At 71.3% G+C, this 26,275-nt stretch carries 26 protein-coding genes; 19 read left to right on the top strand and 7 right to left on the bottom strand.

Annotated features, from left to right (window positions below; translation table 11 throughout):
- Positions 1-8: 8 nt before the first annotated feature.
- Positions 9-317: an NIPSNAP family protein gene (locus ACYQ0U_RS19120; protein WP_459975471.1), complete on the bottom strand. Its 309-nt coding sequence runs from the start codon at positions 315-317 to the stop codon at positions 9-11.
- 195 nt (positions 318-512) lie between these two features.
- Here ACYQ0U_RS19120 and ACYQ0U_RS19115 point away from each other — a divergent pair, with 195 nt between their 5' ends.
- From ACYQ0U_RS19115 to ACYQ0U_RS19085, 7 genes are all read left to right on the top strand, one after another.
- Positions 513-1,484: a sugar kinase gene (locus tag ACYQ0U_RS19115; protein WP_459975470.1), complete on the top strand. Its 972-nt coding sequence runs from the start codon at positions 513-515 to the stop codon at positions 1,482-1,484.
- The gene (locus ACYQ0U_RS19110; protein WP_459975469.1) at positions 1,481-2,221 is read left to right on the top strand and encodes an IclR family transcriptional regulator; all 741 of its coding nucleotides are present in this window, start codon (positions 1,481-1,483) and stop codon (positions 2,219-2,221) included. Before ACYQ0U_RS19115 ends, ACYQ0U_RS19110 begins: the two co-directional genes overlap by 4 nt.
- The gene (locus ACYQ0U_RS19105) at positions 2,212-2,847 is read left to right on the top strand and encodes a bifunctional 4-hydroxy-2-oxoglutarate aldolase/2-dehydro-3-deoxy-phosphogluconate aldolase (protein ID WP_459975468.1); all 636 of its coding nucleotides are present in this window, start codon (positions 2,212-2,214) and stop codon (positions 2,845-2,847) included. Before ACYQ0U_RS19110 ends, ACYQ0U_RS19105 begins: the two co-directional genes overlap by 10 nt.
- Positions 2,848-3,016: 169 nt before the next feature.
- Positions 3,017-3,775, top strand: a complete 759-nt coding sequence (locus ACYQ0U_RS19100; RefSeq protein WP_459975467.1) for an electron transfer flavoprotein subunit beta/FixA family protein — start codon at positions 3,017-3,019, stop codon at positions 3,773-3,775.
- The gene (locus ACYQ0U_RS19095; protein ID WP_459975466.1) at positions 3,775-4,713 is read left to right on the top strand and encodes an electron transfer flavoprotein subunit alpha/FixB family protein; all 939 of its coding nucleotides are present in this window, start codon (positions 3,775-3,777) and stop codon (positions 4,711-4,713) included. Before ACYQ0U_RS19100 ends, ACYQ0U_RS19095 begins: the two co-directional genes overlap by 1 nt.
- Before the next feature lie 42 nt (positions 4,714-4,755).
- Positions 4,756-6,384 carry a GMC family oxidoreductase gene (locus ACYQ0U_RS19090; protein WP_459975465.1) on the top strand — a complete coding sequence of 543 codons (1,629 nt, stop codon included), beginning with the start codon at positions 4,756-4,758 and terminating at the stop codon, positions 6,382-6,384.
- On the top strand, positions 6,381-6,839 hold the full coding sequence (locus tag ACYQ0U_RS19085; RefSeq protein ID WP_459975464.1) for a hypothetical protein: 459 nt from the start codon (positions 6,381-6,383) through the stop codon (positions 6,837-6,839). Before ACYQ0U_RS19090 ends, ACYQ0U_RS19085 begins: the two co-directional genes overlap by 4 nt.
- Positions 6,840-6,870: 31 nt before the next feature.
- On the opposite strand, the gene ACYQ0U_RS19080 is transcribed toward ACYQ0U_RS19085, so the two are convergent.
- Complete coding sequence (locus ACYQ0U_RS19080) at positions 6,871-7,812, bottom strand: phosphotriesterase family protein (RefSeq protein ID WP_459975463.1); 942 nt, start codon at positions 7,810-7,812, stop codon at positions 6,871-6,873.
- Between the two features lie 50 nt (positions 7,813-7,862).
- Between ACYQ0U_RS19080 and ACYQ0U_RS19075 the strand changes: the two genes are divergently transcribed.
- Positions 7,863-8,798: a shikimate dehydrogenase family protein gene (locus ACYQ0U_RS19075; RefSeq protein WP_459975462.1), complete on the top strand. Its 936-nt coding sequence runs from the start codon at positions 7,863-7,865 to the stop codon at positions 8,796-8,798.
- 14 nt (positions 8,799-8,812) lie between these two features.
- Here ACYQ0U_RS19075 and ACYQ0U_RS19070 read toward each other — a convergent pair whose 3' ends face one another.
- Entirely contained in the window at positions 8,813-9,604 is a 792-nt protein-coding gene (locus ACYQ0U_RS19070; protein WP_459975461.1) for a GntR family transcriptional regulator, read from the bottom strand.
- Positions 9,605-9,752: 148 nt separating this feature from the next.
- Here ACYQ0U_RS19070 and ACYQ0U_RS19065 point away from each other — a divergent pair, with 148 nt between their 5' ends.
- From ACYQ0U_RS19065 to ptsP, 6 genes are read left to right on the top strand one after another with little or no spacing between them, the layout of a single operon-like run.
- A complete protein-coding gene (locus ACYQ0U_RS19065) occupies positions 9,753-10,145 on the top strand; it encodes a DUF2620 family protein (RefSeq protein WP_459975460.1) in 393 nt (130 codons plus the stop codon).
- A gap of 4 nt (positions 10,146-10,149) precedes the next feature.
- The gene (locus tag ACYQ0U_RS19060; RefSeq protein WP_459975459.1) at positions 10,150-10,581 is read left to right on the top strand and encodes a PRD domain-containing protein; all 432 of its coding nucleotides are present in this window, start codon (positions 10,150-10,152) and stop codon (positions 10,579-10,581) included.
- Positions 10,582-10,592: 11 nt separating this feature from the next.
- The gene (locus ACYQ0U_RS19055; RefSeq protein WP_459975458.1) at positions 10,593-11,780 is read left to right on the top strand and encodes a phosphopentomutase; all 1,188 of its coding nucleotides are present in this window, start codon (positions 10,593-10,595) and stop codon (positions 11,778-11,780) included.
- Positions 11,765-12,976 (top strand): alanine racemase, encoded by a 1,212-nt coding sequence (locus ACYQ0U_RS19050; protein WP_459975457.1) that lies wholly within the window; start codon positions 11,765-11,767, stop codon positions 12,974-12,976. Before ACYQ0U_RS19055 ends, ACYQ0U_RS19050 begins: the two co-directional genes overlap by 16 nt.
- Positions 12,973-13,251 (top strand): HPr family phosphocarrier protein, encoded by a 279-nt coding sequence (locus ACYQ0U_RS19045; protein WP_459975456.1) that lies wholly within the window; start codon positions 12,973-12,975, stop codon positions 13,249-13,251. Before ACYQ0U_RS19050 ends, ACYQ0U_RS19045 begins: the two co-directional genes overlap by 4 nt.
- Complete coding sequence (gene ptsP / locus ACYQ0U_RS19040) at positions 13,248-14,930, top strand: phosphoenolpyruvate--protein phosphotransferase (protein WP_459975455.1); 1,683 nt, start codon at positions 13,248-13,250, stop codon at positions 14,928-14,930. The genes ACYQ0U_RS19045 and ptsP overlap by 4 nt, the downstream gene beginning before the upstream one ends.
- Positions 14,931-15,340: 410 nt before the next feature.
- Here ptsP and ACYQ0U_RS19035 read toward each other — a convergent pair whose 3' ends face one another.
- Genes ACYQ0U_RS19035 through ACYQ0U_RS19020 form a run of 4 tightly spaced genes read right to left on the bottom strand, consistent with a single transcriptional unit; the run spans position 15,341 to position 19,504 of the window.
- Positions 15,341-16,285, bottom strand: coding sequence for a phosphoglycerate dehydrogenase (locus tag ACYQ0U_RS19035; RefSeq protein ID WP_459975454.1), 945 nt, complete (start codon positions 16,283-16,285; stop codon positions 15,341-15,343).
- On the bottom strand, positions 16,282-16,863 hold the full coding sequence (locus tag ACYQ0U_RS19030) for a glucose-6-phosphate isomerase family protein (RefSeq protein WP_459975453.1): 582 nt from the start codon (positions 16,861-16,863) through the stop codon (positions 16,282-16,284). Before ACYQ0U_RS19030 ends, ACYQ0U_RS19035 begins: the two co-directional genes overlap by 4 nt.
- Positions 16,864-16,890: 27 nt before the next feature.
- On the bottom strand, positions 16,891-18,126 hold the full coding sequence (locus tag ACYQ0U_RS19025) for an aminotransferase class V-fold PLP-dependent enzyme (protein ID WP_459975452.1): 1,236 nt from the start codon (positions 18,124-18,126) through the stop codon (positions 16,891-16,893).
- A complete protein-coding gene (locus tag ACYQ0U_RS19020; RefSeq protein WP_459975451.1) occupies positions 18,116-19,504 on the bottom strand; it encodes an aminotransferase family protein in 1,389 nt (462 codons plus the stop codon). Before ACYQ0U_RS19020 ends, ACYQ0U_RS19025 begins: the two co-directional genes overlap by 11 nt.
- 135 nt (positions 19,505-19,639) lie before the next feature.
- Between ACYQ0U_RS19020 and ACYQ0U_RS19015 the strand changes: the two genes are divergently transcribed.
- The 5 genes from ACYQ0U_RS19015 to ACYQ0U_RS18995 all read left to right on the top strand — a co-directional run bounded on the left by ACYQ0U_RS19015 (position 19,640) and on the right by ACYQ0U_RS18995 (position 26,274).
- A complete protein-coding gene (locus ACYQ0U_RS19015) occupies positions 19,640-20,704 on the top strand; it encodes an SIS domain-containing protein (protein ID WP_459975450.1) in 1,065 nt (354 codons plus the stop codon).
- A gap of 94 nt (positions 20,705-20,798) precedes the next feature.
- The gene (locus ACYQ0U_RS19010) at positions 20,799-22,349 is read left to right on the top strand and encodes a sugar ABC transporter ATP-binding protein (RefSeq protein ID WP_459975449.1); all 1,551 of its coding nucleotides are present in this window, start codon (positions 20,799-20,801) and stop codon (positions 22,347-22,349) included.
- Complete coding sequence (locus ACYQ0U_RS19005; protein WP_459975448.1) at positions 22,346-23,335, top strand: ABC transporter permease; 990 nt, start codon at positions 22,346-22,348, stop codon at positions 23,333-23,335. The genes ACYQ0U_RS19010 and ACYQ0U_RS19005 overlap by 4 nt, the downstream gene beginning before the upstream one ends.
- 94 nt (positions 23,336-23,429) lie before the next feature.
- Entirely contained in the window at positions 23,430-24,215 is a 786-nt protein-coding gene (locus tag ACYQ0U_RS19000) for an SDR family NAD(P)-dependent oxidoreductase (protein ID WP_459975447.1), read from the top strand.
- Position 24,216: 1 nt separating this feature from the next.
- Positions 24,217-26,274, top strand: coding sequence for an oxidoreductase (locus tag ACYQ0U_RS18995; protein WP_459975446.1), 2,058 nt, complete (start codon positions 24,217-24,219; stop codon positions 26,272-26,274).
- The last annotated feature ends 1 nt before the right edge of the window (position 26,275 follow it).

The raw sequence follows: 26,275 nt of genomic DNA, 5'->3' as shown, positions 1-26,275 counted from the left end.
GGGGTCGCTCACCCTTCCGCGGGGAACGCGCGCTCGACCTCACGCACGACCATCGACTCGATGAAGGCCTTGGGCCGGTCGCCGATCACCCGCTCGCGCTCCTCGGTCGCGCGGTACGCCGCCTCCTGCTCCTCGGCCGTGCCCTCTCCGGTCAGCTCCCGGACCCAGGTGAAGGTGTTGGTCTCGTGGTCGACCCAAGCGGTGCGTACCGGCAGGCCATACTTCTCGTGCAGGGGGACCACCGCCCCGTGGAAGAGATCGAGCCACTCGCCCATCACGCCGGGCTTGATCTGGTAGGTCCGCAGCTGGAAGACCACGTCGTTTCCTTCCGGGTCGGGGCGGACGCCCGCGGATGTCGCGGCGTCTCAGAGGCGTGCAACATATGCAACAACGTTGCACAGTGCGCAGTTTCAGCGTATCTTTCCGGTACGGAGCCCGTCAAGGCGCGTCGGGCCGGCAGGGCTTCCGTCGAGCGCGCCGCCCTGCGAGAGACCCCGGACAAGGAGGGGAACGTGAGCGCGCTGGCCTCGATGCCTCGGCTCGTCACGATCGGCGAGACCATGGCGGTCTTCATCCACGACCCGGCGGGTCCCGCCGACAGCTACCGCCTGACGGCCGCGGGTGCCGAGAGCAACGTGGCGATCGCCGCCGCCCGTCTCGGCCTGCCCGCCCGCTGGCTGTCTCGCCTCGGCGAGGACGAGCTGGGCGGCTTCGTCCGCGACTTCGTCGCCGACCACGGGGTCGACGTGGTCGTCGACTGGGACCCGTCCCGACCGACCGCGGCGTGCGTCAAGGAGGTGCGTCCGTTCAACACGCGGATGCGCTATTACCGCAGCACCAGTGCGGCTCGGCGCCTGGACCTGCTCGACCTCGCGCTGGTGGAGGAGGTCGACCACCTGCACCTCACCGGGGTCACCGCGGCGCTCTCCACCGAGGACCGACAGCTGCTCGAGACGCTCCTGCGTCGGCGTCGCGGCCTCGGGCGCACCAGCTTCGACGTCAACTACCGGGCCCAGCTGTGGTCCGGGCCGACCGAGGCGGCGGCGTGCCTGATACCCCTCGCCGAGGCGGCCGACCTGGTGTTCGTCGGTGACGACGAGGCCCGCTGGCTGCTGGGCACCGACGATCCCGTCGCGGTGGCGGACGCACTGGTGCGGAAGGCAGGCGACGAGGTCGTCCTGAAGGCCGGAGGCGGTGCCGCGGTGCTGCTGACCGCCGACGGGGTGGTCGCCGCCGAGCCCGCCCGGACGGTCGAGGTCGTCGACCTCACCGGGGCCGGTGACGCCTTTGCGGCGGGGTACCTCGTCGCGCGGTCCTGGGGCTGGTCGGACCGTGGCAGACTCCGGTTGGGCCACCTGGTCGCCTCACGGGCGATCGGCGTCGCGGGAGACATCGGGCCCGACGTCGACGACGCCGAGCTCGTCGAGCTGGCCCGCAGGACGGGGGAGTCTCTCCCCGAGACCATCATCGGAGGACGAGCATGAGTCAGACTCTCGACCGCGCGCTGCAGGTGCTCGAGTTCGTGGGCGAGCGACCGCGACGCATCGGCGACATCGCCGCGCGACTCGAGGTCCACCACTCCACGGCGCTCCGTTTCCTGCACACCTTGCGCAAGCACGGGTTCGTCCAGGAGCTGCCCGACCACAGCTACCGGCTCGGCCCGACGATGTTCCGGCTCGGCTACCAGGCGCTGGAAGGCATCGAGTTGCGCTCGATCGCACGGCCGGCGATGGAGTCCCTGCGCGAGGCGACCGGTGAGACCGTGCACCTCGGTTCCCTGGAGGACAACACGGTGCTCTACGTCGAGAAGGTGGAGGCCAGTCACCCCGTACGGATGCATTCGCGCATCGGCGCGGTCGCCCGCCTGCACTGCACGGGGGTCGCGAAGGGCATCATCGCCTTCCTGCCGCAGGACGAACGGGACGCGCTGCTCGACCACTACGAGCTGACCAGGATGACCGACGCCACGATCACCGACCGGGCGGCCCTGGAGGCCGACCTGGCCCTGAGCCGGGAGCGTGGGTACGCGCTGGACGCCGAGGAGAACGAGCCCGGTATCCACTGCATCTCGGCTCCGGTGTTCTCCGGGGAGGGCCGGGTGGTCGGTGCCTTCAGCGTCACCGCCCCGTCCTCGCGCGTGGATCGCGACACGCTGCTGGGGTTCGCCCCGGCGCTCATCGAGGCGACCCGCGAGACCTCGCGACAGCTGGGGTGGCAGTGACGGCCCCGGCTCCGGTCCCGCTGCGGACCGTCTCGATCCTGCGTGGCTTCGGCCCGGAGCGCTCGCGCGACCACGCCGAGGAGTGCTGGGCCGCGGGCATGGACCTCGTCGAGGTGCCAGTCCAGGGTGAGGCCGGCTGGGCCTCGCTGCAGGCCGTGGCCGAGGTCGCCGGTGGTCGGCGGTTCGGTGCTGGCACCGTGCTGACGCCCGGGGACGCACGCCGTGCGATCGACCTCGGAGCGACGGTGATCATCTCACCCGGTGTGGATCCCGAGGTGGTCGACGTGGCGGTGGAGGCCGGCGCCGTCCCGCTGCCCGGAGTGCTGACGCCCTCGGAGGTCGGGACGGCGGTCCGGCACGCCGTCCGCACGGTCAAGCTGTTCCCCGCGTCGGTCGTCGGTCCGGACTGGCTCCCCGCGCTGCGGGGACCGTTCCCCGGGGTCGGCGTCGTCGCGGTGGGCGGGATCGGCCTGGGCAATGCTGCCGAGTACCTCCGGGCCGGCGCGGTCGGGGTCGGGTTCGGCGGCTCGATCGTCGAGGTCCTCAAGGCTGCCGACCCGGCTGCCGCCATCGGCGAGCTGCACGAGCTCGCGGACGCCAGCCGTCAGCGGCTGCTCCGGCCCTGACCGACGTCCGCCGGCCCCCACGGGCCCGAGATCCGGCACTCCTGCAGGCGCCTCAGATGATGACGTCATGATGTGCCTTGACGGTGCGACGCACGCCACATAGACTCTGCAATATGCGCGTAAGCACTGCATATGATGCAATGGCGACGGATTCGGTGGTGGAGGCCCCATGAAGGTGCTGGTCTGCGTGACCCAGGCGCTGGAGGTCTCGGCCTACCTCGAGTTCACCCCTGACGGGACTGCCGTGGACGAGGCGTTCGTGACGACCAGCCTCAACGAGGCCGACCAGAACGCCGTGGAGGAGGCCCTCGCGCTCGTCGAGGCCTCGGGCGACGGCGAGGTCGTGCTGCTGAGCGCCGGCGGCGACGAGGCCGAGCAGGCGCTACGCGCCGGCCTGACCATGGGCGCCCACCGGGCTCTCCGGGTCGAGGTCGCGCCCGGCCTGCTCATCGACACGCGCACCCTCGCCGCGGCTCTCGCCCAAGGGGTCCGGGCGGAGCAGCCCGACCTGGTCCTCACCGGCGTCCAGGCCTCCGACACCGGCAGTCAGTCGACCGGTCCCGCGCTCGCCGCGGCCTGGGGGGTGCCCGCGGTCTCGGTGGCCAGGTCGCTGGCCGTCGCCGGCTCCACGCTGACCCTCCGGCGCGAGTTCGAGGCCGGCGTGTCGGACGAGGTCGAGGTCGACCTCCCCGCGGTCGTGAGCGTCCAGGTCGGTGCCAACGAGCCGCGCTACGGCACGTTCAAGGACAAGATGCGCGCCAAGAAGGCCGAGATCCCGGCGTTGACGCCGGTCGACCTCCCGGCCCCTCGGGTCGTGCTGACCCGGATGACCGCCGACCACGCCGGTGGTCGGACCGTGCAGATGGTGCAAGGTGGCCCCGCCGAGGTGGCCGCGCGCATCCTGACCATCGTTCGTGAGGTGCAGTGATGACCCGCTCGCTCGTGGTGGCCGAGATCGTCGACGGCTCGGTGTCCCCGCTGACCGCGGAGGCCGTATCAGCCGCGGCGGCCCTCGCCGACGAGGTCGTCGTGGCGATCGCCGGCCCCGACGCGGCGGCGCTCGCGGACCAGGTGGCCCTCGCCGGCGTCACGGAGATCCTCACGGTGACCGTGCCGGGCGGCGACCGTGACCACGACCAGATGAGGCAGGTCGTCGAGGCGGTCGTGGCCGAGGTGGCGCCGCGGGTGGTGCTCGCGGGCTTCACCATCCGGTCGACGTCGTGGGCCCCCGCCGTCGCCGAGCGGCTCGACCTCGCCTACGCACCCGACGTCGTGGCCCTCAGCGCCTCCGGCGACGGCGTGACCGCCGAGCGGTCGATCTACGACGGCCGCGTCCGCGCCGAGTACGCCTTCCCGGCCGACCGGCCGGTGCTCGCGCTGGTCCGCGCCTCGGCGTGGCCCGCGGCAGCGCCTGGCGGTGCGCCGTCGGTCCGGGCGCTCGACGTCACCCCGACGCCGTCGGCTGTCCGGGTCGGAGAGGTCCATCGCCCCTCGGGTGACGTCGACCTCACCGCCTCCGACGTGATCCTGGCGGTCGGCCGTGGCGTGGGCTCGGAGGAGAACATCGCGGCGTTCGCCGACATCGCGCGCCGGATGGGTGCCGCTCTCGCCGCCTCGCGGCCGGTGGTGGACGCCGGGTGGCTGCCCGCCGTGCACCAGGTGGGCCAGACCGGCGTCACCGTCAAGCCGAAGGTGTACATCGCACTCGGCATCTCCGGCGCGCTGCACCACCTCGCCGGCATGCAGCACAGCCGGACCATCGTCGCGGTGAACACCAACGAGGAGGCTCCGATCTTCGGGTACGCCGACGTCGGTGCGGTCGCCGACATCCACGAGGTCGCCGAGCAGCTCAAGGCGCTCCTCTAGCAGCGCCAGGACCGGATCGAACGCGGGACCAAGGGAGAACTCGTGAGCACAGACGTGGCGGACGTCCTCATCATCGGCGCCGGCGCCTCGGGCGGTGTCGCTGCCAAGCACCTCGCCGAGAACGGCTTCGGCGTCGTCGTCCTCGAGCAGGGACACTGGGTCAACCAGAGCGACCTGCCGGGACTTCGACCGGAGTACGAGCTCCTCGGCGCGGGGCCCTGGCATCCGAACCCCAACGTTCGCCAGCGCCCGGAGGACTACCCGATCAACCTCGAGGACTCCAACGCGGTGATCGGGATGTTCAACGGTGTCGGCGGCAGCACGGTGCTGTACGCGAGCTGCTGGTGCCGCGCGAAGCCGTCGGACTTCCGCGTCCGTACCCTCGACGGCGTGGCCGACGACTGGCCGCTGACGTACGAGGAGCTCGAGCCCTTCTACCGGCAGGTCGAGTTCGAGCTCGGCATCTCCGGCAAGGGCGGGAACCCGGCGTACCCGCCGGGCTACGACCCGCCGCTGCCGAGCCTGCCGATCAACATGTCGGGCCGCGTCATGGCGGAGGGCATGAACCGGCTCGGGTGGCACTGGTGGCCCGGCTACAACTCGATCGCCTCGCAGGACCACCGCCACCAGAAGAAGTGCGAGCGGTACGGCGTGTGCATGTACGGCTGCCCGCAGGGCGCGAAGGGCTCGACCGACGTGGCGCTGTTCCCGGACGCACTGGCGCACGGTGCCCGGGTGGTCACCGGTGCGCGGGTCGCGCGGATCACCCTCGACGAGAACGGCCTGGCCAACGGTGCGGTGTACTTCCAGGACGGGCAGGAGAAGTTCCAGCCCGCCAAGGTGGTGCTGGTCGGCGCGAATGGGATCGGCACGCCCCGGCTGCTGCTGATGTCGGCCTCCTCGCAACACCCCGACGGCCTCGCGAACAGCTCGGGGCTGGTCGGCAGGCGGTTCATGACCCACCCCTTCGGGACGTCGGTCGGTCTCTACGAGGACGACCTCGAGGACTGGGTCGGTCCCACCGGCGAGGCCATCGAGTCGATGCAGTTCTACGAGACCGACGCGTCGCGGGGCTTCGTGCGCGGCAGCAAGTGGCACATCATCCCGAACGCCGGGCGACCGCTCGGCATGATCAACCGGTTCACGCTGGGCGAGGGCGGAGTGGCCGACGAGCCCTTCTGGGGCGAGTCGTTCACCGAGCGCATGAAGTCGTCGGTCGGCCACATGATCGAGTGGATGATCATGCCCGACGACCTGCCCGAGGAGCACAACCGGATCACCCTCGACGACAGCATCACCGACTCCGACGGCCTCCCGGCGGCGAAGGTCGCCTACGTCACCGGTGAGAACACGCACCGGCTCGTCGACTGGAACCTCCAGCGCAGCCTCGAGGCCCACGAGGCCGCGGGTGCGACGAAGGCCTGGATCACCAACCGCAACAACCCGTCCTGGCACAACATGGGCACGGCGAAGATGGGCGACGACCCGGCGACGTCGGTGGTGAACCGGTGGGGACGCACGCACGACGTGCCGAACCTGTACGTGATCGACGGCAGCCAGTTCCCCACCGCCACCGGGGTGAACCCCACGGCGACCATCTGTGCGCTGGCCAAGCGCACGGCGACGTACCTGGTGGAGAACCGGCGTGAGCAGGAGGTGTCGACGGCATGAGCATCACCAATGTGACCATCCAGCCGGCCGCTGCGCCGGCGTTGACCCCGCAGGAGCGGGACCGGTTGGCGTTGCTGGCGGACCGGTTGATCGCCGGTGGGGCGGGACTGCCCTCGGCCAGTGGTGCGGAGGTGCACACGCAGTGGATCGACCGGGCGATGGCGGTGCGTGCCGACCTCGACGGGGCGGTGCGGGCGGTGCTGGCGCGCGAGGGTGAGCCGGCGGAGGTGGTCGACCGGCTGCGGGTCGAGGATCCGGTGCTGTTCGGGTCGTTCGCGATGGCGGTGGCCGGTGCCTACCTGATCAACCCGCGGGTCCGGCGGGAGCTGGGCTACCCGGGTCCGGCGCCGATGAAGAACCCCGCGCTGCCCGACGAGGCCGAGTCCTACCTCGAGGACGGGATCCTCGACGTGGTCGTCGCCCGCGGCCCGATCTACCGTCCCACCCCGGCCTGACCCTCGGCCGCGCCACCGGCGCGGCCAGGGCTCACGCCGGGGCGGCCCACGTGAGCAACCGGGCCGGGTTGGCGACGGTGAGCAGGTGGATCGCCTCCTCCTGGAGGCCGGCGCGCCGCAGCCACGGGACGAACCGCCAGGGGATGTAGCTGTAGCCGGGGCCGCCGCCCCACGACACCCAGGAACTGCGCCGGGCGAGATCGCCCGAGAGCACCACGTGCTCGCCCAGCCCGTCGTCGACCAGGCGGGCGATCGTCTCCACGCGCTTCGCGTCCGGCTCGTACCAGTCCTTGGAGATGCAGTCGAAGCCGAGCCGGAAGCCGTCGCGTGCGAGTGCACGCAGCTCGGGGTAGACCAGCCGGCGGTCCAGGTGGCCGAGGCAGGTGCGCCGGGGGTCGGCGCCGGCCGCCAGCAGGATCCGCGCCTGCTCCGGCGCCATCGTGCCCGCCGTGGTGTGCGTGGTGATCGGTGAGCCCGTCAGCTGCTGGGCACGGCCGGCCGCGGTGAGCACCCGGCGTTCGGCGTCCGTGACCTCGTCGCGCGAGCTGCCCGCCTTGATGATCCCGGCGCGGACGGTGGTCCCGTCGACGCCCTCGGTCAGGTCCGTGGTCATCTCGTGGAGCAGCTCCTCCACGGACATCGCGGGGACGTCGATCACGCCGTCCCAGTAGTCCACCGACACGTGGCCGGTCGTGCACACCACGTGCACGCCGCTGGCCGCGGAGATCCGCTGGAGCGCCGGCGCGTCCCGACCGAACTCGGCGACCGTCAGCTCGACGAGCGCGCCGCCGCCGGCCTGACGGAAGATCCCGAGCTCGGCGGTCGCGCGGTCGGGATCGTCGAGCAGGAGGTCATCGCCGTCGCGCAGGCGGGGAGCCGGCGCGGTGATGAGGTGCTCGTGGCACACGGTGAGACCGAGTGCGTCGGGGGAGATGTCACCGAGGACGGTGCGGACGAACGCTTGACCGGGCATGATGGATATCATAACGTCATAACAAGATGACGTCAGAGAAGGAGGATCCGGTGCGTCGCCTCTATTTCGTCGGTGTGTCCACGACCCAGTCGAGCATCATGAAGATCTTCCCCGCATGGGCCGAGGTGTTGGGTCTCGATGCCGAGATGCGGGGGGTGGATCTGCCGTTGCACGCCCCGCTCGCCGACGTGCGCGACGCCGTGGAGTCGGTGCGCTCCGACCCGCAGGCCGCCGGCGCCCTGGTCACCACTCACAAGGCCGCGGTCCACGATGCCGCCGGCGCCTGGTTCGACGAGTTGGACGACGCCGCGCGGCTGTGTCACGAGGTCTCGTGCATCGTCCTGCGGGACGGGCGGATGCTGGGCTGGGCCAAGGACCCGATCACCTCGCGGCAGGCGTATACGCAGCTGCTCGGTGCGGAGCCGTGGCGCGACGGCTCGAGCGACGTCGTCTGCCTCGGGGCAGGAGGGGCGGGGCTGGCGCTGTTGGTCGCCGTACTCGGAGAGCAGCACCAGCCTCGCCGGCTCGTGCTGACCGACCGGGACCCGGAGCGGCTCGAGCTCGCGAACCAGGTCCTGTCGCGCCTGACGACGGCCCGGGCCGAGGTGGAGCTGTGCCGCACCGCCGGCACCTCCGACACCGACAGGGTCGTCGCCTCCGCCGCGCCGGGCTCGCTGATCGTCAACGCGACCGGCATGGGCAAGGACTCGCCGGGCTCGCCCATCAGCGAAGCGGCGGTGTTCTCCCGCGGTGCCGTGGCCTGGGACATGAACTACCGGGGCGACCTCGACTTCCTCAAGCAGGCCCGGGCGCAGGAGTGGGAGCGGGGCCTGACGGTCGCCGACGGCTGGCGGTACTTCCTGCACGGCTGGACCGAGGTGATCGCGGAGGTCTTCGACCTGCCGATGCACGCCACCCGCTTCGCCGAGCTCGCGGACGTGGCTGCCGAGGTGACCGGTCGCAGGGTCGCAGGGACCGCGACGTGACCCCCGCCGGACCCTCAGGCCAGAACCTGAGCGAGAAGGGGGCCGCCGGGACGCTTCTCGCGCACGACGTCCATCTCGACGCGCATCCGGTCGGCGCGGTGCCAGGCGCGGAAGCACTCGATGACACCGCCGAAGGCGTCGCGACCCACCGACTCGACGTAGAGCAGGGGGTCGCCCGGACCGACGTCGAGGAGCCGGGTCATCATGCCGGCGGCGCTCGTCGCCTCGATGGAGCGGTGACCGCTCTCGATGCGCAGCCCGAACGACTCCTCGAGGATGCGGTAGAGCGAGCCCTTCGACAGGTCCGCCGCGCGCAGGTGCTCGAGCAGCTCGAGGTCGTCGCGGTTGACGTAGGACTTCGTGAAGGCGACAACCTCGTCGTTGACGGCTCGCTGGCGGACGATCTCCAGGCAGTGCGCCCCCACGTCCGTGCCCATCAGCTCCCGGATGCGTCCGGCGACCTCGACCCGGTCGATCGAAAGCACCGTGCTGGACACGGAGTGCCCGTGGCTGGTCATGTCCTCGAAGAAGCCGACCGTGCTCTCCATGAACTGCTCGGAGAGCTTGGGCCGCGCGACGAAGGTCCCCTTGCCGCGCATCCGGTGCAGGACACCCTCGGTGACCAGCTCCCCGACGGCCTGGCGGACCACGGTGCGCGACACGCCGTACCGGGCGCACATCTCGGTCTCCGACGGCAGCAGGTGGCCCGGCTCCCAGCCGTTCTGGGCGATCTCGCGCAGGATGAGCTGCTTGAGCTGCTCGTAGTAGGGCAGTCGGGCTTCTCGCTCAATTCCGCCGTGTTCCACGATCCGGACGCTATCACTCGTGATGAGGTACTGACGGGATGACGAGAGCCATGCGGCCCGGGGCCGCCTCCTCGCCCCTCCGCTGCGGCACTCGGCCTCACGCACGCGCATCGCACCAGCACATCCAGCACCCCACGAAAGGTTTCCGATGAACGAGCCTCGCCCCATCCGTGTCGTCGCCGCCGGCGTCGACGCCCCGACCATGGCCAAGATCGCGCAAGACGCCGGCGGGGGGCGCGTCGAGGCGGCAGCCCTCGGTGACATGCAAGGCGCCCGCCTGGTCAAGAAGGGACAGGCCGACTACTACATCGGCACCTGCTGGTCGGGCGGCGGCGGGGCGCTCGCCGCGGCGACGGCGATCCTCGGCGCCAAGCAGGTCGGTATCGTCGGTACCCCCGGCATGGTCGTCACCGAGGAGCGCGTCCGGACGATGGTGGGGGAGGGCCGTATCGCGTTCGGGTTCGCCTACGAGCAGACCACGACGGCGATCCCCTTGATCATCAAGGAGATCCTGGCCCACCGCGACGCGAAGGGCGAGTGAACCCATGACGAACGACCTCACCGCCGACGGGCCGGTGCAGACCCAGGTCGCCGAGGAGTTCTCGGATCGCCTCGACATGCTCGAGGAGTCCGGCCAGGTCAGCAAGCTGGCGCGTCGGCTCACCGAGCTTGCCCTGGCAGACCTGGCGACCGACCTGGGCGTGCGCTTCACCGAGGACGACTCGGCGCAGTTCGTCACGCACCTGGCCATCGCCCTGACCCGGATCAACCGCGGTGACCCGCCGGTCGAGATCTCGGCGGTCACGGAGGAGGAGATCGCCGACCGCGTCCGCGAGCGGGAAGCGGTGTCGCGGGTGATGCGCGACTGCGCCCCGGTGCTGGAGCGCACGGTGCCAGAGCCCGAGATCAGCTACATGACCCTGCACCTGTGCGGCATCGTCGACGTGCAGGCCGAGCGGACCGGGCAGGACGGGTGAAGGGTCGCGCGGTGGTGGTCGTCCTCGACGGCTTCGGCGTCGGCGCCACCTCGGACTGCCCGCCCGCCGAGGCGGGCCGCCACACCCTCCGACACGTGGCCGGCGACGGCCCGCTGGCCCTTCCGACCCTGGCGTCCCTGGGGTTGCACCGGCTGGCACCCGACGCCGTCGAGGAGCAGCCGCTGCGGGGAGCCCACGGGCTCCTGGCGCCGATGCACCCGGGCGCCGACACCTACCTCGGCCACCAGGAGCTCATGGGCGGACTGCTGTCCCGCGTGGAGCTCAAGCTGATGGAGGACGTCGGGGACACGGTGCGCGACGCCCTGGTCGCCGCCGGCCACCGGGTCGAGCCACTCGTCGACGGGCAGTCGATGCTGCTGGTCGACGGGGTCGCCGTCGTCCACGACAACATGGAGGCGCGGGCGCGGCTCAACATCAACGTCACCGCCTCGCTCGACGACATCGACTTCGACGCCCTGAGCGAGATCGGTTTCGTCGTGCGGCGGGCGGTCAACGTGTCCCGCGTGATCGTGGTCGGCAGCCGCGGCTACGACGTGGACGACATCCGCGCACACATCGTCGACCGCGGCGAGGGCCAGATCGGCGTGGACACCCCGGGGCTGGGCGTCTACAACGAGCACTACCAGGTGCGCCACCTCGGCCTGGACTTCCCCGCCGAGCAGCAGCTGCCCAGTCGGGTGGCCGCCATGGGCGGCGAGGTCGTGTTGCTCGGGAAGGCCGCCGACGTCGTACGGTGCGACGACGCCGTCCGGGAGAACCTCGTCCCGACCGCGGAGGTGCTCAAGGCGGCGGTGCGTCACCTCGAGACGATGGAGCGCGGCCTGATCGTGGCCAACGTCCAGGAGACCGACCTCGCGGGCCACGAGCAGGACCGCGACCGCTACCGCTCCGTCCTGCAGGTGGTCGACGACGGCCTCCCGGACCTGCTCGACCAGCTCCGTCCCGACGACTTCCTGTTCATCACCGCCGACCACGGCAACGACCCCACCTCCGGCAGCAGCCGGCACACCCGGGAGCTGGTGCCGCTGCTGGCTTGCGGGGCGGCGTTCGCCCCGGTCGACCTCGGCACCCGCTCGTCCCTCGCCGACGTCGGCGCAACCGTGGCCGACCTCCTCGGCGTGGAAGCCCCTGAGTCCGGCGACTCGTTCGCAAAGGAGATCCTGTGTTCATCGACGTGACCCGACGCCGCAACCCGCGCCTCATCGAGGCCGCGGTGGAGCTGCACCAGGCGGGCCGCATTCCGTCCAACTGCTACGTGATCGACCTCGACACCGTGGCACGCAACGCCGGGGTGGTCGCCGCGGCGGCCGCATCCCACGGGCTGACGCCGTACCAGATGACCAAGCAGTTCGGTCGCAACCCGCTCGTCGCCCGAGCGGTCGCCGACGCCGGCATCGAGAAGGTGGTGGCCGTCGACTTCGAGGAGGCGCGGCTCCTGCACGCCCACGGGTTGAAGATGGGCCACGTCGGACACTTGGTCCAGGTCCCTGAGCACGAGCTCGGGCTGGCCGCCGACATGGACTCGGACTTCCTGACGGTCTTCGGCTACGACCAGGCCGCTCGGATCAGCAAGGTCATGGAGGAGCGGGGCCGGGTCCAGGACCTGACCCTGCGTGTCGCCGAGCCCGGCGACACGTTCTATCCGGGCCAGCGCGGCGGCGTGCCGCTCGACGAGGTCGTCGACGTCGCCACCCGGATCGACGCCCTGCCCGGCGTGCGGATGCGTGGCGTCACCAGCTTCCCCGCCATCTTGTGGGACGAGGCCAAGGGCGCCTTCGGCGCCACCCAGAACCTCGAGACGCTGCGGGCCGCGTCCGAGGCGATCAACGCCGCCGGCGTCGACGCGCCGGTGCGCAACACCCCGAGCGCGTGCTGCTCCGCGACGTTCCCGCTCAAGGCCGCCGCCGGCGCCACCCACGTGGAGCCGGGCAGCGTCCTGACCGGGCAGACGCCGCTACACGCCGTCTCCGACGAGCCCGAGCTGCCCGCCATGATCTACGTCTCGGAGATCTCGCACACGACGGCCGACGCGGCCTACTCCATCGCCGGCGGCCTGTACCCCCGCTCGCGGGCGAAGACCGCCCTGGTCTACGACCGGGCGGGCGCCCAGCCGGTCGAGACCGGCGTCGAGCTGGACCCGGCCGAGGCGATCGACTACTACGGCACCCTGCGTCTGGACGACCCGAGGTCGCTCCGGGTCGGGAGCACCGTGGTGTACGCGTTCCGGGCCCAGGCCTTCGTCAGCAAGTGTTTCGTCGCCGTCGTCAGCGGGATCGGCTCCGAGCCGGTCCTCGAGGGCATCTTCACCAGCACCGGATTCCGCCTCGGGGAGGACCTCCTCCCCGTTGGCGACGAGGGAAGGACCGTGTCGTGAGCACGACCCGCACCGTGACCATCGCCGACCCGCTCGGCCTCCACGCCCGACCGGCTGCAGAGTTCGTCAGCGCAGCGCGCGGCTACCAGTCCGACCTGGTAATCCGGGCCGGAGAGGCGAGCGCGAACTGCAAGAGCCTGCTGTCGGTGCTCAAGCTCGGCATCACCCACGGGACCGTGGTCGTGATCGAGGCCGACGGCAAGGACGAGGACAGAGCAGTCGACGACCTCGCAGAGCGCCTCGAGACCGAGGTGCAGGACGCGCCGTCGTCATGATCCTCCAGGGAATCGCCGCGTCCGGCGGCTGCGCCGTCGGCCCGATCGCGCTGATCGAGCAGGCGGCGGCGGAGATCGACGTCACCGCGACCAGCACCCGTCCCGTGGAGGAGTCGCTGGCGCGCCTGACCGCAGCGGTCGAGGCCAGCCGCGAGGACATCGAGCTGATCGCCGCGACCGCGCGGGAACGGATCGGCGCCGAGAACGCCGCCATCATCGAGGCGCAGCTCCTCGTGCTCGACGACCCCGAGTGGCACGAGCCCGTCGTGGAGGCGATCCACGAGGGGGCCACGGCCGAGGCCGCGGTGTGGCGGGTCAGCCAGGAGGTGGCCTCGATGCTCGCCGCCCTCGACGACCCCTACCTCTCCGAGCGGTCGGCCGACATCCTGGACGTCGGTCAGCGCGTGGTCGGACACCTGACCGACCGCAGGCGGCAGGTGCCGACCGCGGGCGCCGCGCGCGACGTCGTCATCGGCGCCTACGAGCTCACGCCGACCGACACGCTCGACCTCGACCTGGAGGTCGTGCGGGGGATCGTGACCGAGGTGGGCTCCCGCACGGCGCACGCGGCGATCATCGCGCGTCAGCTGGGCATCCCGGCCGTCGTTGGTGCGAAGGGTCTCCTGGACGCCGTGTCGTCGGGCGAGCTCGTCCTCGTCGACGGCGACCGCGGCACGTGCACCATCCGCCCCGGCGACGACGAAGCCGACCGCGCCCGGGCGTCGAGTGCGGCGCGCGCCGCGCGGGAGGTCGTCGTCGATCCGGTCAGCACGCGGGATGGCGTCGCCGTCCAGGTGCTGGCGAACGCCGGCAGCATCGCCGACGTCGAGCGCGCGGTCGCATGGGGTGCCGACGGCATCGGCCTCTTCCGTACCGAGTTCGTCTTCATGCAGGCGGCCACTCCGCCGGACGAGGACGAGCAGGCCGCCCACTACGCCTCGATCGCCGAGGCCGCCCAGGGTCGCCCGGTCACCTTCCGCACCCTCGACATCGGGGGGGACAAGCCCGTCCCCGGCCTGCACGTGGAAGCCGAGGCGAACCCGTTCCTCGGGGTGCGCGGCGTCCGCCTCACCCTCGCCAACGAGGACCTCTTCGTCGCACAGCTGCGGGCGCTGGCCCGTACGGCGGCGACCTTCTCCGGGATCAAGGTCATGGTGCCGATGGTCTCGGGCCTCGAGGAGCTCGACCAGGTCCGCGCGCTCCTGGCGGAGCACGCCCCGGACGCGGCGTTCGGCTTCGGGACGATGGTCGAGGTGCCCAGCGCCGCGGCGATCGCTTCCGAGCTCGCCGAGGAGGTGGACTTCCTCAGCGTGGGCACCAACGACCTGACGGCGTACCTGCTCGCGGCGGACCGCGGCAACACCGGGCTGGACTACCTCTACGACGAGTTCCACCCGGCGGTCCTGCGGACCCTGCACCTGATCCGCTCGGGCGCCGGGGCGACGCCGGTCAGCATCTGCGGCGAGCTCGCTGGTGACCCGCGCGCCCTGGCCCTGCTCGTCGGCCTGGGCTACCACCAGCTCAGCGTCTCGGGCCCCCTGGTGCCCGAGGTCAAGAAGGCCGTGCGCGAGCTGACCGCGGCCGCCACGGCCGAGGGGGTCGCGGCGGTCCTGCGCGCCCGCCGTCGGTCCGAGGTGGACACGGCGCTGGACATCCTGGCGCGGCTCGGGACGCGCTGACGTGTTGTCCCACCCGTCGTCGATGCGCCAGTCGAGCTGACGGCTTGGGCCACCTCACCCCGAGGGCGTGACCGCTCTCGGGGTGAGCCATGGTCTCGAGCCGCCGGGGAGTCGAGGGGCAGCAGCGCTGTCAGCGCCTCGTGCCGGCACAGGCATCGAGCAGCCGACGCCGCGCATCGGCACGGCAACACTGCAGTTCGGTTGTGTCCATTCATCACTGGATCGCGGCGACGACATCTCGGAACGGCACCGAGGCCGTCTCGAGCAGCCACCGCACGGCGGCCATGGCCACCGGTGTGGCCATGGGCCCCGCCTGCGCGCAAGCACCCCGCACCAGGACGCGGTTGCGGGCCGGCAGGGCCGAGAACAGGCCCGCCCGCTGAGGCCGGCCCGTGGGCCGGCCTCAGCGCTCAGTCCACGGGGCGGACCTCGAAGAGCAGGGACGACCCCTCGAGCCCGCGGACCAGCTCCTCGACGGCGAGCACGCCAGCGCGCTCGACGGCCTCGACCGTCGAGGCGCCGGCGTGCGGCGTCAGGATGACGTTCGGCAGGTCGCGCAGGGGGCTGTCGGAGCCGAGCGGCTCCGACTCGAAGCTGTCCAGCGCGGCTGCGTGCAGGGGGCCCTCGCGGAGTGCGACCGCCAGAGCGGCCTCGTCGACGATGCCGCCCCGGGCGGTGTTGACCAGGATGCTCGCGGGCCGCATCCGGGACAGGACCCCGGCGTCGAAGAGGTGGCGCGTCGACTCGGTCAGCGGGGCGTGGAGCGAGACGACGTCGGCGCGCCGGATCAGCTCGTCGAAGCCGACCATCTCGATGTCGGCGGGCTGTGCCACCGGGTCGTGGCCGATCACCTCCATGCCGAGGGCACGCGCCCGGACGGCCACCTCGTGGCCGATCCGGCCGATGCCCACCAGGCCCAGGGTCCGGCCGAACAGCTCCAGCGCGGTGGGTCGCGACCAGGACCCTGACCGGATCGACCGGTCGAGGGCCGGAATGCCCCGGGCCGCGGCCAGCATCAGGCCCACGGCCAGCTCGGCGACCGAGGTAGTCGTGGCCCCGAGCGTCCGGCTCACCCGGATGCCCTCGGACTCCGCAGCGTCCAGGTCGACGCTGTCCAGGCCGATCCCGAACCGGACCAGCACCTTCAGGCCGCTGCCGACCAGGGCCTCCGCCGACGCGTCGTCGACGCCGAGGATCGCACCGTCGCACCCGTGCAGCAGCTCGCGCAGCTCGCCGGCGGTCAGCGGTCGCTCCTCGGTCGGGTAGCGCACCTCGCACCCGGTCGCCGCCAGCAGGTCGTGATGCCGCCCCGGGGTCTGCCGGAAGCCCCGGGGCGTCACCGCGATCGTCGTCACCGGCCGGTGTACCTCGGGTTCGGCACGACCTCGGGGCCGTGCTCGCCCTCGACGACGACCACCGGGAAACCCTGTTCGGCGATGGTGGCGTAGTCGTACCCGGCGTCGCCGATGTAGACCGCGTAGAACACCAGGGGCGTGTCGCCGGTGTTGACCGAGCGGTGTGCCCAGTGCCCGGGGACGTAGTTGACGATGCCCGGGCGCATCTCCTTGGTCTCCGTCGTGCCGTCCTCCAGCGCCATCACCAGCAGGCCCTGGCCCGAGAGGGTCAGGTAGATCTCCGCGCGGTCGCGCGTGGCGTGGAAGTGGCCCTTGGTCATGAAGTACTCGCCGCCGACCGTGCCCGGCTGCAGCACCGTGGTCGAGGACAGGAGGTTGTTGTTGGTCGCGGGCACACGGATCTCGTGCACCGCGTACATCTCGTCCTCGCCGGGCGCGTCGGACTCGTTCGCGAAGTAGCCCGCGAGATCCGCGTGGTTGCGTCGCAGGATGACAGGGTCCGGTGTCAGGGCGCCGGACTCGAAGTCCACGTGGACGGCGAAGGGCACCATCACGTCGTCGGGCAGGTCGGTCGTCATGTTCGTCTCCAGAGGGTGATGGGGCGGTCAGGCGGAGGCCGCTGCGGAGCGGAACTCGGGGTCGGCCAGGGCGTCGCGGAGGACGCGCAGGACCGTCTCCGAACCGCCGCGCATGGGGTTCACGCGGACGGCGTACCGCTCCAACCCCGGTGAGGACTTCAGGAACGTGCTGGTCAGGTACGTGAACAGCGGGAGGAACTCGAACTGCGCCTCCTCGCCCACCGACTGGCTCGGCGAGCCGTTGCGCCAGGCGGACCTGAGGAACTCCTCGGCCACGGGACGGTCGAAGAGCAGCACCGTGCACCGGATGCCCGGCTGGGCGGCGAAGGCGCCGGCCAGGTACGGGTACGCCTCGCTCCCCGCCTCGGCGTTCACCGTGGCAGCGACGTCGAGCACGGTCTGGTTCTGGACCGCCAGCGCGACCGGTGCGAAGACCAGCGCGCGCAGGGCGGCCATGGCGTGCGGACCCTGGATCTGGCAGCCTGCGGACGACAGGTCCCGGCGGATCTGGCCGACGCGCTCGGAGTCGGCGAGCACGGCGCCGATCGGGTGCGGCGACAGCAGCTTGAACAGCGAGAGCGCCGAGGCGTCCGCCCCCAGCTGCACCCCGATCCGGGGGGACCGCATGACCGCGTAGTTGTCGTCGACCAGGACGCGGACGTCCTCGCCGCCCACCTCGCGGACCAGCGAGATCACCTGGTCGAGGTCGTGCTGGTCTCCCAGCCGCTGAGGCACGTGCTGGAGGTAGACCGACTGCGGCCGCTGCTCGCGCAGGGCCGACTCGAGGCCGGCCCGGTCGTCGAAGCTGGAGTAGACGACGTCCAGCCCCATGTGTCGCATCGCCGGCAGCGTCGTCTTGTAGGGGTGGGCGTCGTGGACGAGGATCCGCGAGCCCGGCTCCACCACGCCGTTGAGCATGGCGCGGATGGAGCCGGTGCCGGCACCATGGACGAGGACGGCGTCCTCGGCCTCGAAGAACCGCGCGAGCACCTCCTCGACGCGGGCGGTCGCGCGCGGCCGCCCGCCACCGCCGAAGCCGACGGTGGCGAGCTCGCGTACCTGGCCGTAGTCCTCCACGAAGACCTCGTCGGATCCCATCACCTGCGCGGCCACCTCGACGAGGCGGTGCTGCAGGCGGACGGCGTCCTCGAGCGAGACGTGCTCGCGCACGACCGTGCTGCGCAGTGCGTCTGCGAAGGAGGCGACCAGCTGCGCGCGGTCACCTGTGTCGGAGCCTGCCGGGGTGTCGACCTCAGAGCTCACCGAGCACCTCGTCGATCGCTCGGCAGGTGGCCTCGACCATCTCGTCCGCGTCCTCCTGGGTCGTGACCAGGGCGGGGAACAGCGTGACGATGTCGCCGGTCGCGCGGAGCATGAAGTTCTGCTCCATCGCCCGGTCCATCACCCGCCGCCCGACGGCGAGCTGCTTGGCGAACGGCGCCTTCGTGCTCGCGTCCTCGACCAGCTCGATGCCGATCAGGAAGCCCTTGCCGCGGACGTCGCCGACGTTCGGGTGCCCGGCATAGCGGGACCGGAAGGCCTCGATCATGCCCTCGCCGATCCGTGCGGTGGACTCGATCAGGTGCTCCTTCTCGATCGCGTCCAGGACGGCCAGGCCGGCGGCACAGGCGGCCGGGTGGGCCGCGTAGGTGTGGCCGGAGACCTTCGCCTGCGTCGTCGCACCGTCACCGTAGATGGTCTCCATGACGCGGCCGGTCGCGATCGCCGCGCCCAGCGGCACGTAGCCGCCGGTGATGCCCTTGGAGGAGGTCACGATGTCCGGCGTCACCCCGAAGTGCTCGAAGCCGAACCAGCGGCCCGTGCGCCCGACGCCGATGAACACCTCGTCGTCGATCCACAAGATGTCGTACCGGTCGCAGATCTCGCGCAGGCGGCGCAGGTAGTTGGCCGGCGGCACGAGCACGAGGGCGGCGGGGATCGACTCCGCGAGGATGCCCGCGATGGTCTCCGGGCCCTCGGCCAGGATCGTCGCCTCGATGGCGTCGGCGCAGGCGTCGCCGTACTCCTCCTCGGTCATCCCGTCGGGACGCCGGTACGGGTAGCACGCCTCCAGCTCGACGAAGCCGGGCGCGAGGGGTGCGAACCAGGTGCGGAACTCCTGGTTGTCGCTCGCGCTCGCACCGACCAGGGTCGTCCCGTGGTAGCCCGTCTTGCGGTAGAGGAACTTGGTGCGCTCGGGACTTCCCTTCGCCCGGTGGTAGCTCTTGGCCAGTTGGGTGGCGCTCTCGACGGCCTCGGAGCCGGAGGAGACGAAGAAGCTCGTCTGCAGACCGGCATCGGTGAGACCCGCGATACGGCGCCCGAGCTCGATGGAGGGCTCGTTGATGAAGGTGCGGAGCGACACCCAGTGCAGCGTGGTCATCTGGGCGTGGACGGCGTCTGCCACGTCGACTCGGCCGTGGCCGAGGGTCGCCGCTGCGGAGCCGCCGGCCAAGCCGTCGAGGTAGACCCGCCCGTCGGCGTCGGTCACCCGCACGCCGTTCGCGGACACGGCCAGCGGTCCGCGCGCGGCTCGGGTGGTCTCGGCGGAGACGCCGTGGCGCCATACGTACCGGATGGATTCCTCGACGAGGTCCCCATTAGGGTTGTGATGTGGTTCATATTTGTTGGTCACAGACACTTGACCTTCTCGTGAGTCGTCGTAACATCATTACCACCCTAAAGGCCGGTCTCGGTCGCTGACAACACACGACGGCCAGAAGGTGCTCTCGGACAGAGCCACCGACGCCGTCGTGGCCATCTGAAAGAGGAGAGCGTGAACGGGAAGACCGCCGCGACGATGCCAGGGCATCTCATGCGTGCCGAGATGGCCGAACAACCCGAGCGGGTGAGCGAAGCGATGCGCGGAGCCCTCGCGCGGACCGACGACCTCGCGTCGGTGGTGGCGGGGGCCCAGCAGGTGTTGCTTCTCGGCCGCGGCTCCTCGCGCTCGGCCTCCACGTACGCAGCTGAGGCGTTCCGCTCGATCGCCGGAGTGCCGGCCGGCGTCGTGTCGCCGGCCCATCTGGCCTGGTCTACGTCAGGCGACCTGCACGGCTCCCTGGTCGTCGCGGTCTCCCAGTCGGGTGAGAGCACCGAGATCCTGGCGGGCGCCCAGGCGGCCACCGAGCGAGGCGCCGATCTCGTGGTGGTCACCAACTCCCCGGACTCGACCCTGGCCGGGCTGGTGCCCGAGCAGCGCCTGCTGCTGTTCCGGGCCGGTCGCGAAGTGGCCGTCCCCGCGACCAAGAGCTTCACGACCTCGCTGGCGTGCCTGCTCGGGATCGCCGCCGCGGGCCGACCGCAGCTGCTGAGCGATGCGGCCGACGCCATTCCTGACCTGATGTCCGCCGTCCTCGACGACGAGGCGAGCCGCATCGACGTCGCTGCGGCGTCGGACTTCGTGTGCGCGGGGGAAGGCTATGCGGAGGCGGTCGGCGAGGAGGGGGCGATCAAGCTGCGCGAGACCCTGAGCCGACCCGTCGCCGTGTTCGAGACCAGCGAGTTCCTCCACGGCAGCGTCAACTCCGTCAGCGACCGGACGGCGGTGCTGCTCGCGGCCGCCGACCCGGTCGGGGAGCGGCTCGGAGAGCAGGCCGTCGCGGAGGCCGCGCAGCGCGGGGCGCACACCGTGACGGTGTCCGCTGCCGCGAGCAGCACCGCCGCCCAGCACGTCCGGATCCCGGCCACGCCGTCCCACTGGGCGCCGTTCCTCGCCGTTCTTCCCCTGCAACGCGCCGCGCACGACGCAGCGCTGGCCCACGGCGCCGACCCCGACACTCCCGCGGGACTCACCAAGGTGACCCGCATCGCCAGTGTCGCCGCGGGAGGCCTGTCGTGAGCCCCCGTCCTCCGCATCGTTCCGGTGCGGCGACCACCCCCGTGGCTCACCACGGCCATGTCCACTACCCCCTCACGCCCCTGGGAGACAGCTGATGACAGCGGAGCAACCACTCGTCGACCTGCGAGACATCACCGTCAGCTTCGGGGCGGTCAAGGCCCTGCGCGGAGTGAGCTTCGACCTCCGGCCAGGTGAGGTGCACGCCCTCCTGGGCCAGAACGGCGCCGGGAAGTCGACCCTTATCAAGGTGCTGTCCGGCGTCAACCAGCGTGACGGCGGCGAGGTCCTGATCCACGGCAAGGAGACGAACTTCCGCTCCGCGCAGGACTCCCGGGACAGCGGGATCGCGATGGTCTACCAGGACCTCAGCCTGATCCCGTCGATGAGCGTCGCGTCCAACCTGTTCCTCGGGCGGGAGCCGCACGGAGGCACCACACTGGTGCGCAACCGGTCCATCCAGGCCGCCGCCCAGAAGTACCTCACCCAGCAGGGCTTCCCGATCAAGGCGAGCGCCCGCGTCGACTCCCTCCCGTTCGCCTACCGGCAGCTGACGGAGATCGCGAAGGCGCTCATGGGCGACATCAAGATCCTCGTCCTCGACGAGCCCACCTCGGCGCTGTCGGCCGGCGAGGAGGAGATCCTCTTCAACACGGTCGCCGACGTGACCAAGCGGGGCGTCGGCGTCATCTACGTGACCCACCGCCTCCAGGAGGTCTTCCGGATCAGCGATCGGGTCTCGGTGCTGCGCGACGGCCGGAACGTCGGCACGCACGACACCTCCGAGATCACCATGGAGAAGCTGGTGAGCGAGATCGTGGGGCCGGGCCACGAGCGGATGGCCGGCGACGCGCTCAGCGTGGAGGAGGGCGACCGGCGCAGCGCGTTCCAGGACAACAGCAGCGCCCGGTCGGCGGCCTCGCCCGTGATCGAGCTCCGGGGCGTGCGGAACTCACGTCTCAACGGCGTGGACCTCAAGGTGCGGCCCGGCGAGATCCTCGGCCTGGCCGGGATGGTCGGCAGTGGACGCACCGAGATCCTCGAGACGATGTTCGGTCTGCGCAAGGCCGACGAGGGCGAGGTGCTGTTCGAGGGCAAGAGCGTGCGCTGGAGGAAGCCGCACCAGGCGATCGCCGCCGGCGTGGCACTGGTGCCCGAGGACCGCCATCTCGAGGGACTGGTGCTCGAGGACACGATCGCCGCCAACATCGCGATGCCGCGGCTGCCGCACCTGACCCGCGGCGGGATGTTCGCCAAGGGTGAGGCGCAGCGGCGGGCCAAGAAGGCCGTCGCCGACCTGAACGTGAAGGCGCCGGGGATCCACACCCGGCTGCAGAACCTCTCGGGTGGCAACCAGCAGAAGGTGGTCTTCGGCAAGTGGCTGACGCCCGAGCCGCGGCTCCTGCTGCTCGACGAGCCATCCGTCGGCGTCGACGTCGGCGCCCGCGACGAGATCTACGGAATCATCCGCCGATTCGCCCGCAACGGCTGCGCCGTCGTGGTCGTCTCCTCGGAGCTCGTCGAGCTCCAGCTTCTCTGCGACACCCTGGCCGTCGTCCACGACGGCCGCGTCACGACCTGCGTCCGCTCGTCCGAAGTCCAGGGCGAAGAGCGCCTCCACCACCTTGTACAGGAGCCCGCAAGATGAGCACTGCCACGTCATCGCCAGCACCCGCATCCACCAGCGAGGGCAGGCGGAACGCAGTACGCGACCTTCTCTCCAGCGACCGCCCGTACGGCGTCCTGCTGGCGCTGATCGCGCTGGTGATCTTCTTCTCGATCAAGTCCGACGTGTTCTTCACGGCTGCGAACCTGGAGAACATCGGCCGCCAGACCACCCTGGTCACGATCATGGCCGTCGGGATGACCTTCATCATCATCTCCGCCGAGATCGACCTGTCGGTGGCGTCGATCCTCAAGCTCTCCTGCGTGTCCGCAGCGCTGTTCATGAGCGAGTTCTCGAACAACTGGGTCCTCGGCGCACTCGTCGGTGTCGGTGTCGGCGCCCTCATCGGCCTGACCAACGGCCTGCTCACGACGAAGCTGGGGATCCCGAGCTTCCTGGTCACTCTCGGCATGCTCGGCGTCGCGAAGGGCCTCGCGTTCGTCCTCACCGACACCGCGCCGGTGCTCGTCGACAGCCGTCCCTTCTGGGCGGTCTTCTACGAGGGCTCGGTCGCCGGCATCCCGGTGCCGATCGTCTGGACGCTCATCGCCCTCGCGATCGGCACGGTGCTGCTGCACTTCTCGACATTCGGGCGCAAGGTGTACGCCACCGGCGGCAACGCGACCGCAGCCCGGTACAGCGGCATCAACACCGACCGGACGAAGATCCTCTGCTTCGTCTTCACCGGGGTCCTGGCCGGTCTGGCCTCCCTGATCTTCACCGCTCAGGGCCACGCGGCCCGACCCGACTTCGCTGACGGGCTCGAGCTGGACGTGATCGCCGCCGTCATCCTCGGTGGGACCAGCCTGTTCGGCGGCCGCGGCACGATCGTCGGCACCCTGATCGGGTCCCTGATCATCGGCGTCCTCAACAACGGGCTCGTGCTCATCGGCGTGAGCTCGTCGTGGCAGATCGCCGTCAAGGGCGCCATCATCATCCTCGCCGTGGCCCTCTCGAAGCGGCGCTGAGCAGCCGGGTCGGGCGGCCTGCGTGCCTCGACCCCGGCCGCCCGACCCGGCGTTCCACCCCGAATCCCGACCAGCCCTCCCACCAGGAGCACACGTGAGCAATCGTCTTGCCGGCAAGACCGCCATCGTCACCGGCGGCGGCCGCCAGATCGGCTTCGCCATCGCCTCGCGCTTCGCGGCGGAGGGCGCCTCGGTCGTCCTCGCCCAACGCGGCGAGGCCGAGGGTGCCGAGGCAGAGGCCGCTATCCGGGCGGCCGGAGGCACCGCGACCGCCGTGCCTTGCGACATCGCCGACGAGCAGGCTGTCGCGGCGCTGGTGGACAGGGCCGTGGAGCTCTACGGCGGCGTCGACATCCTGGTCAACAACGCGGGCACAGGGATCGCCGAGCACATCACCGACCTCGACTGGGCGGAGTACCGCCGCGTCATCGACATCAACGTGGGCGGGGTTCTCCTCGCCACCAAGTACGCCGTGCGTGCGATGAAGGCCGGAGCGCGCGGTGGCAGCATCATCAACATCTCGTCGATCCAGGGCGTGCTGCCACTGCGCCAGTCGGCGGTCTACGCGGGGTCGAAGGGAGCGGTCAACCTGATCACCCAGCAGACCGCCGCCGACCTGGGCGAGTTCGGCATCCGGGTCAACGCGATCGCCCCGGGCTACATCGACAACGAGATGATGCACGGCTACCACGACCTGGTCAGCAACACTCCCGGCGAGGCGATCGCCGCCGCCAAGCGCTCCATCGCGCTCGGCCGGCTCGGCACGCCCGAGGACGTCGCGCGGGCAGCGCTGTTCTTCGCCTCGGAGGAGTCCTCCTACGTCACCGGGACGCTCCTCCTGGTCGACGGCGGGTCGCAGTCCCACGGGGCCATCGCCTGACATGAGCGGGACCACGCCAGGGGCCGGATTCCCCGCGCTGTTCTCGCCGCTGCGGATCCGGGGCGTCGAGCTGCGCAACCGGCTCGTCTTCCAGCCGCACTTCACCGCGCTGGGCGACACCCACGGTCTGCCGACCGAGGACGTCACCGCCTACCTCGAGGAGCGCGCCTGGGGTGGCGTCGGCCTCGTGGTCGACGGCTCGATGGCGACCATGCCCGAGGGCCAGATGTCGCGGAAGTACGTCGCGGCCTGGGACCCGGCGACGATCCCGTTGAACCGCCGCACCACCGACGCCGTCCACGGCCACGGTGCGAGGATCTTCGCGCAGCTCAACCACGGCGGCCATACCTCCCTGGAGCATCCACCGCCGGTCCTGTGGGCACCCACGCAGATGCCGGAGCCGTCCAGCCCGCACACCACCAAGGCGATGGACCGCCGCGACATGCTGCGCGCGATCGAGGGGTTCGCGGTCTCGACGCGGAACCTGGTCGAGGCCGGCTATGACGGGGTCGAGATCAAGATCGCCCACGACGGGCTGCTGCGCAGCTTCGCGTCACCGTTCTTCAACCGCCGGACCGACGCGTACGGCGGCAGCTTCGAGAACCGGATGCGCTTCCCGCTCGAATGCGTGGCGGCGGTTCGCGAGAACCTCCCCGACGACCGGGCGCTGGGCATCCGGATCTGCCTGCACGAGTACACGCCGTTCGGCTACGAGCTCGACTACGGGCTGCGGATGGCCGAGTGTCTCGAGGCCAGCGGGCTGGTCGACTACTTCAACTGCGACGCCGGCTCCTTCTCGAGCTTCTGGATGGAGATTCCCCCGGCCGCGGTCGCCCAGGGCTACTTCCGGCCGCTCAACCAGGCACTGAAGAAGCAGTCCGACCTGCCCGTCGTCGCCTTCGGGAGGATCAAGGACGGGGCTCTCGCCGAGCACATGGTCTCCTCCGGCGAGGCCGACCTGATCGGGATGGCCCGCCAGCTGGTCGCCGACCCCGAGACGCCGCGCAAGCTCGCGGAGGGCCGGGCGGTCGAGGTGCGCGCCTGCATCGGCTGCAACGACGGCTGCCTGCACGCAGTCGCGCAGGAGAAGCCTATCCGCTGCGTGCAGAACCCCGCCGCCGGGCAGGAGCGCTTCTGGAGCGAGCGGCTGCTGGTGCGCGCGGCCGAGCCCCGGACGGTGGTCGTGATCGGGGGAGGAGCGGCCGGCCTCAAGGTCGCCGAGATCGCCGCCCGACGCGGGCACCGGGTCACGCTCTTCGAACGTGCCGAGCACCTCGGGGGCCAGGTCCGGCTCGCGGCGCGCCAGCCGCACCACGAGGAGGTCGCCGAGGTCACCCACTACCTCGAGGCCGCCGTGCGCAGGCTGGGCGTCGAGGTGTGGACCGGCGTGGAGGCGACGGCGGAGGACCTGCTCGACCTCGACCCCGACGTGGTCGTGGTGGCGACCGGCTCGCAACCGAACCTGCCGCCCGCCCACCGTCGGTCGCAGCTCGACCCGGACGCCGCAGCGATCGCGCGCGGGCGGGGACTCCAACTGCTTCCGGACGTGCCGGGTCTCGAGCTCGACTGCGTCTACTCCGTCGACGAGGTGCTCGCCGGGGCGCCGCTCCCCGAGGGCAGGGTGCTGGTCGTCGACGCCCAGGGACACTGGGAGGCCGCGGGCACCGCGGAGTACCTGACCGATGCCGGGAAGGAGGTCACGATCGTCTCCTCGCGGACGGTCGTCGCCGGCGAGCTCGAGGGCACCAACATCGCGATGTTCCTCCAGCGCGCGACGGCCAAGGGCATCGCGCTGCGGCCGATGACCACTTTGCTGCGCGTCGAGCCCGGCCGCGCGCTGCTCCGTGACGACGCCAGCGGTGCCGAGGAGTGGTGGGAGACGGGGGCCGTCGTCCCGGTGTACTCGCGGCGTTCGCGCGACGATCTCTACCACCGCCTCTGCGACCTGGTCGAGGAGTCGGGCCGCGAGGTCCAGGTGGAGCGGGTGGGTGACGCGGCGGCGGCGCGACTGATCCAGACCGTCCTGCTCGAGGCGCACCAGCTCGCGGTCTCGGTGTGAG

This window comes from Nocardioides pyridinolyticus (assembly GCF_054653575.1).
This window is presented reverse-complemented; position numbering and strand designations above follow the sequence as displayed.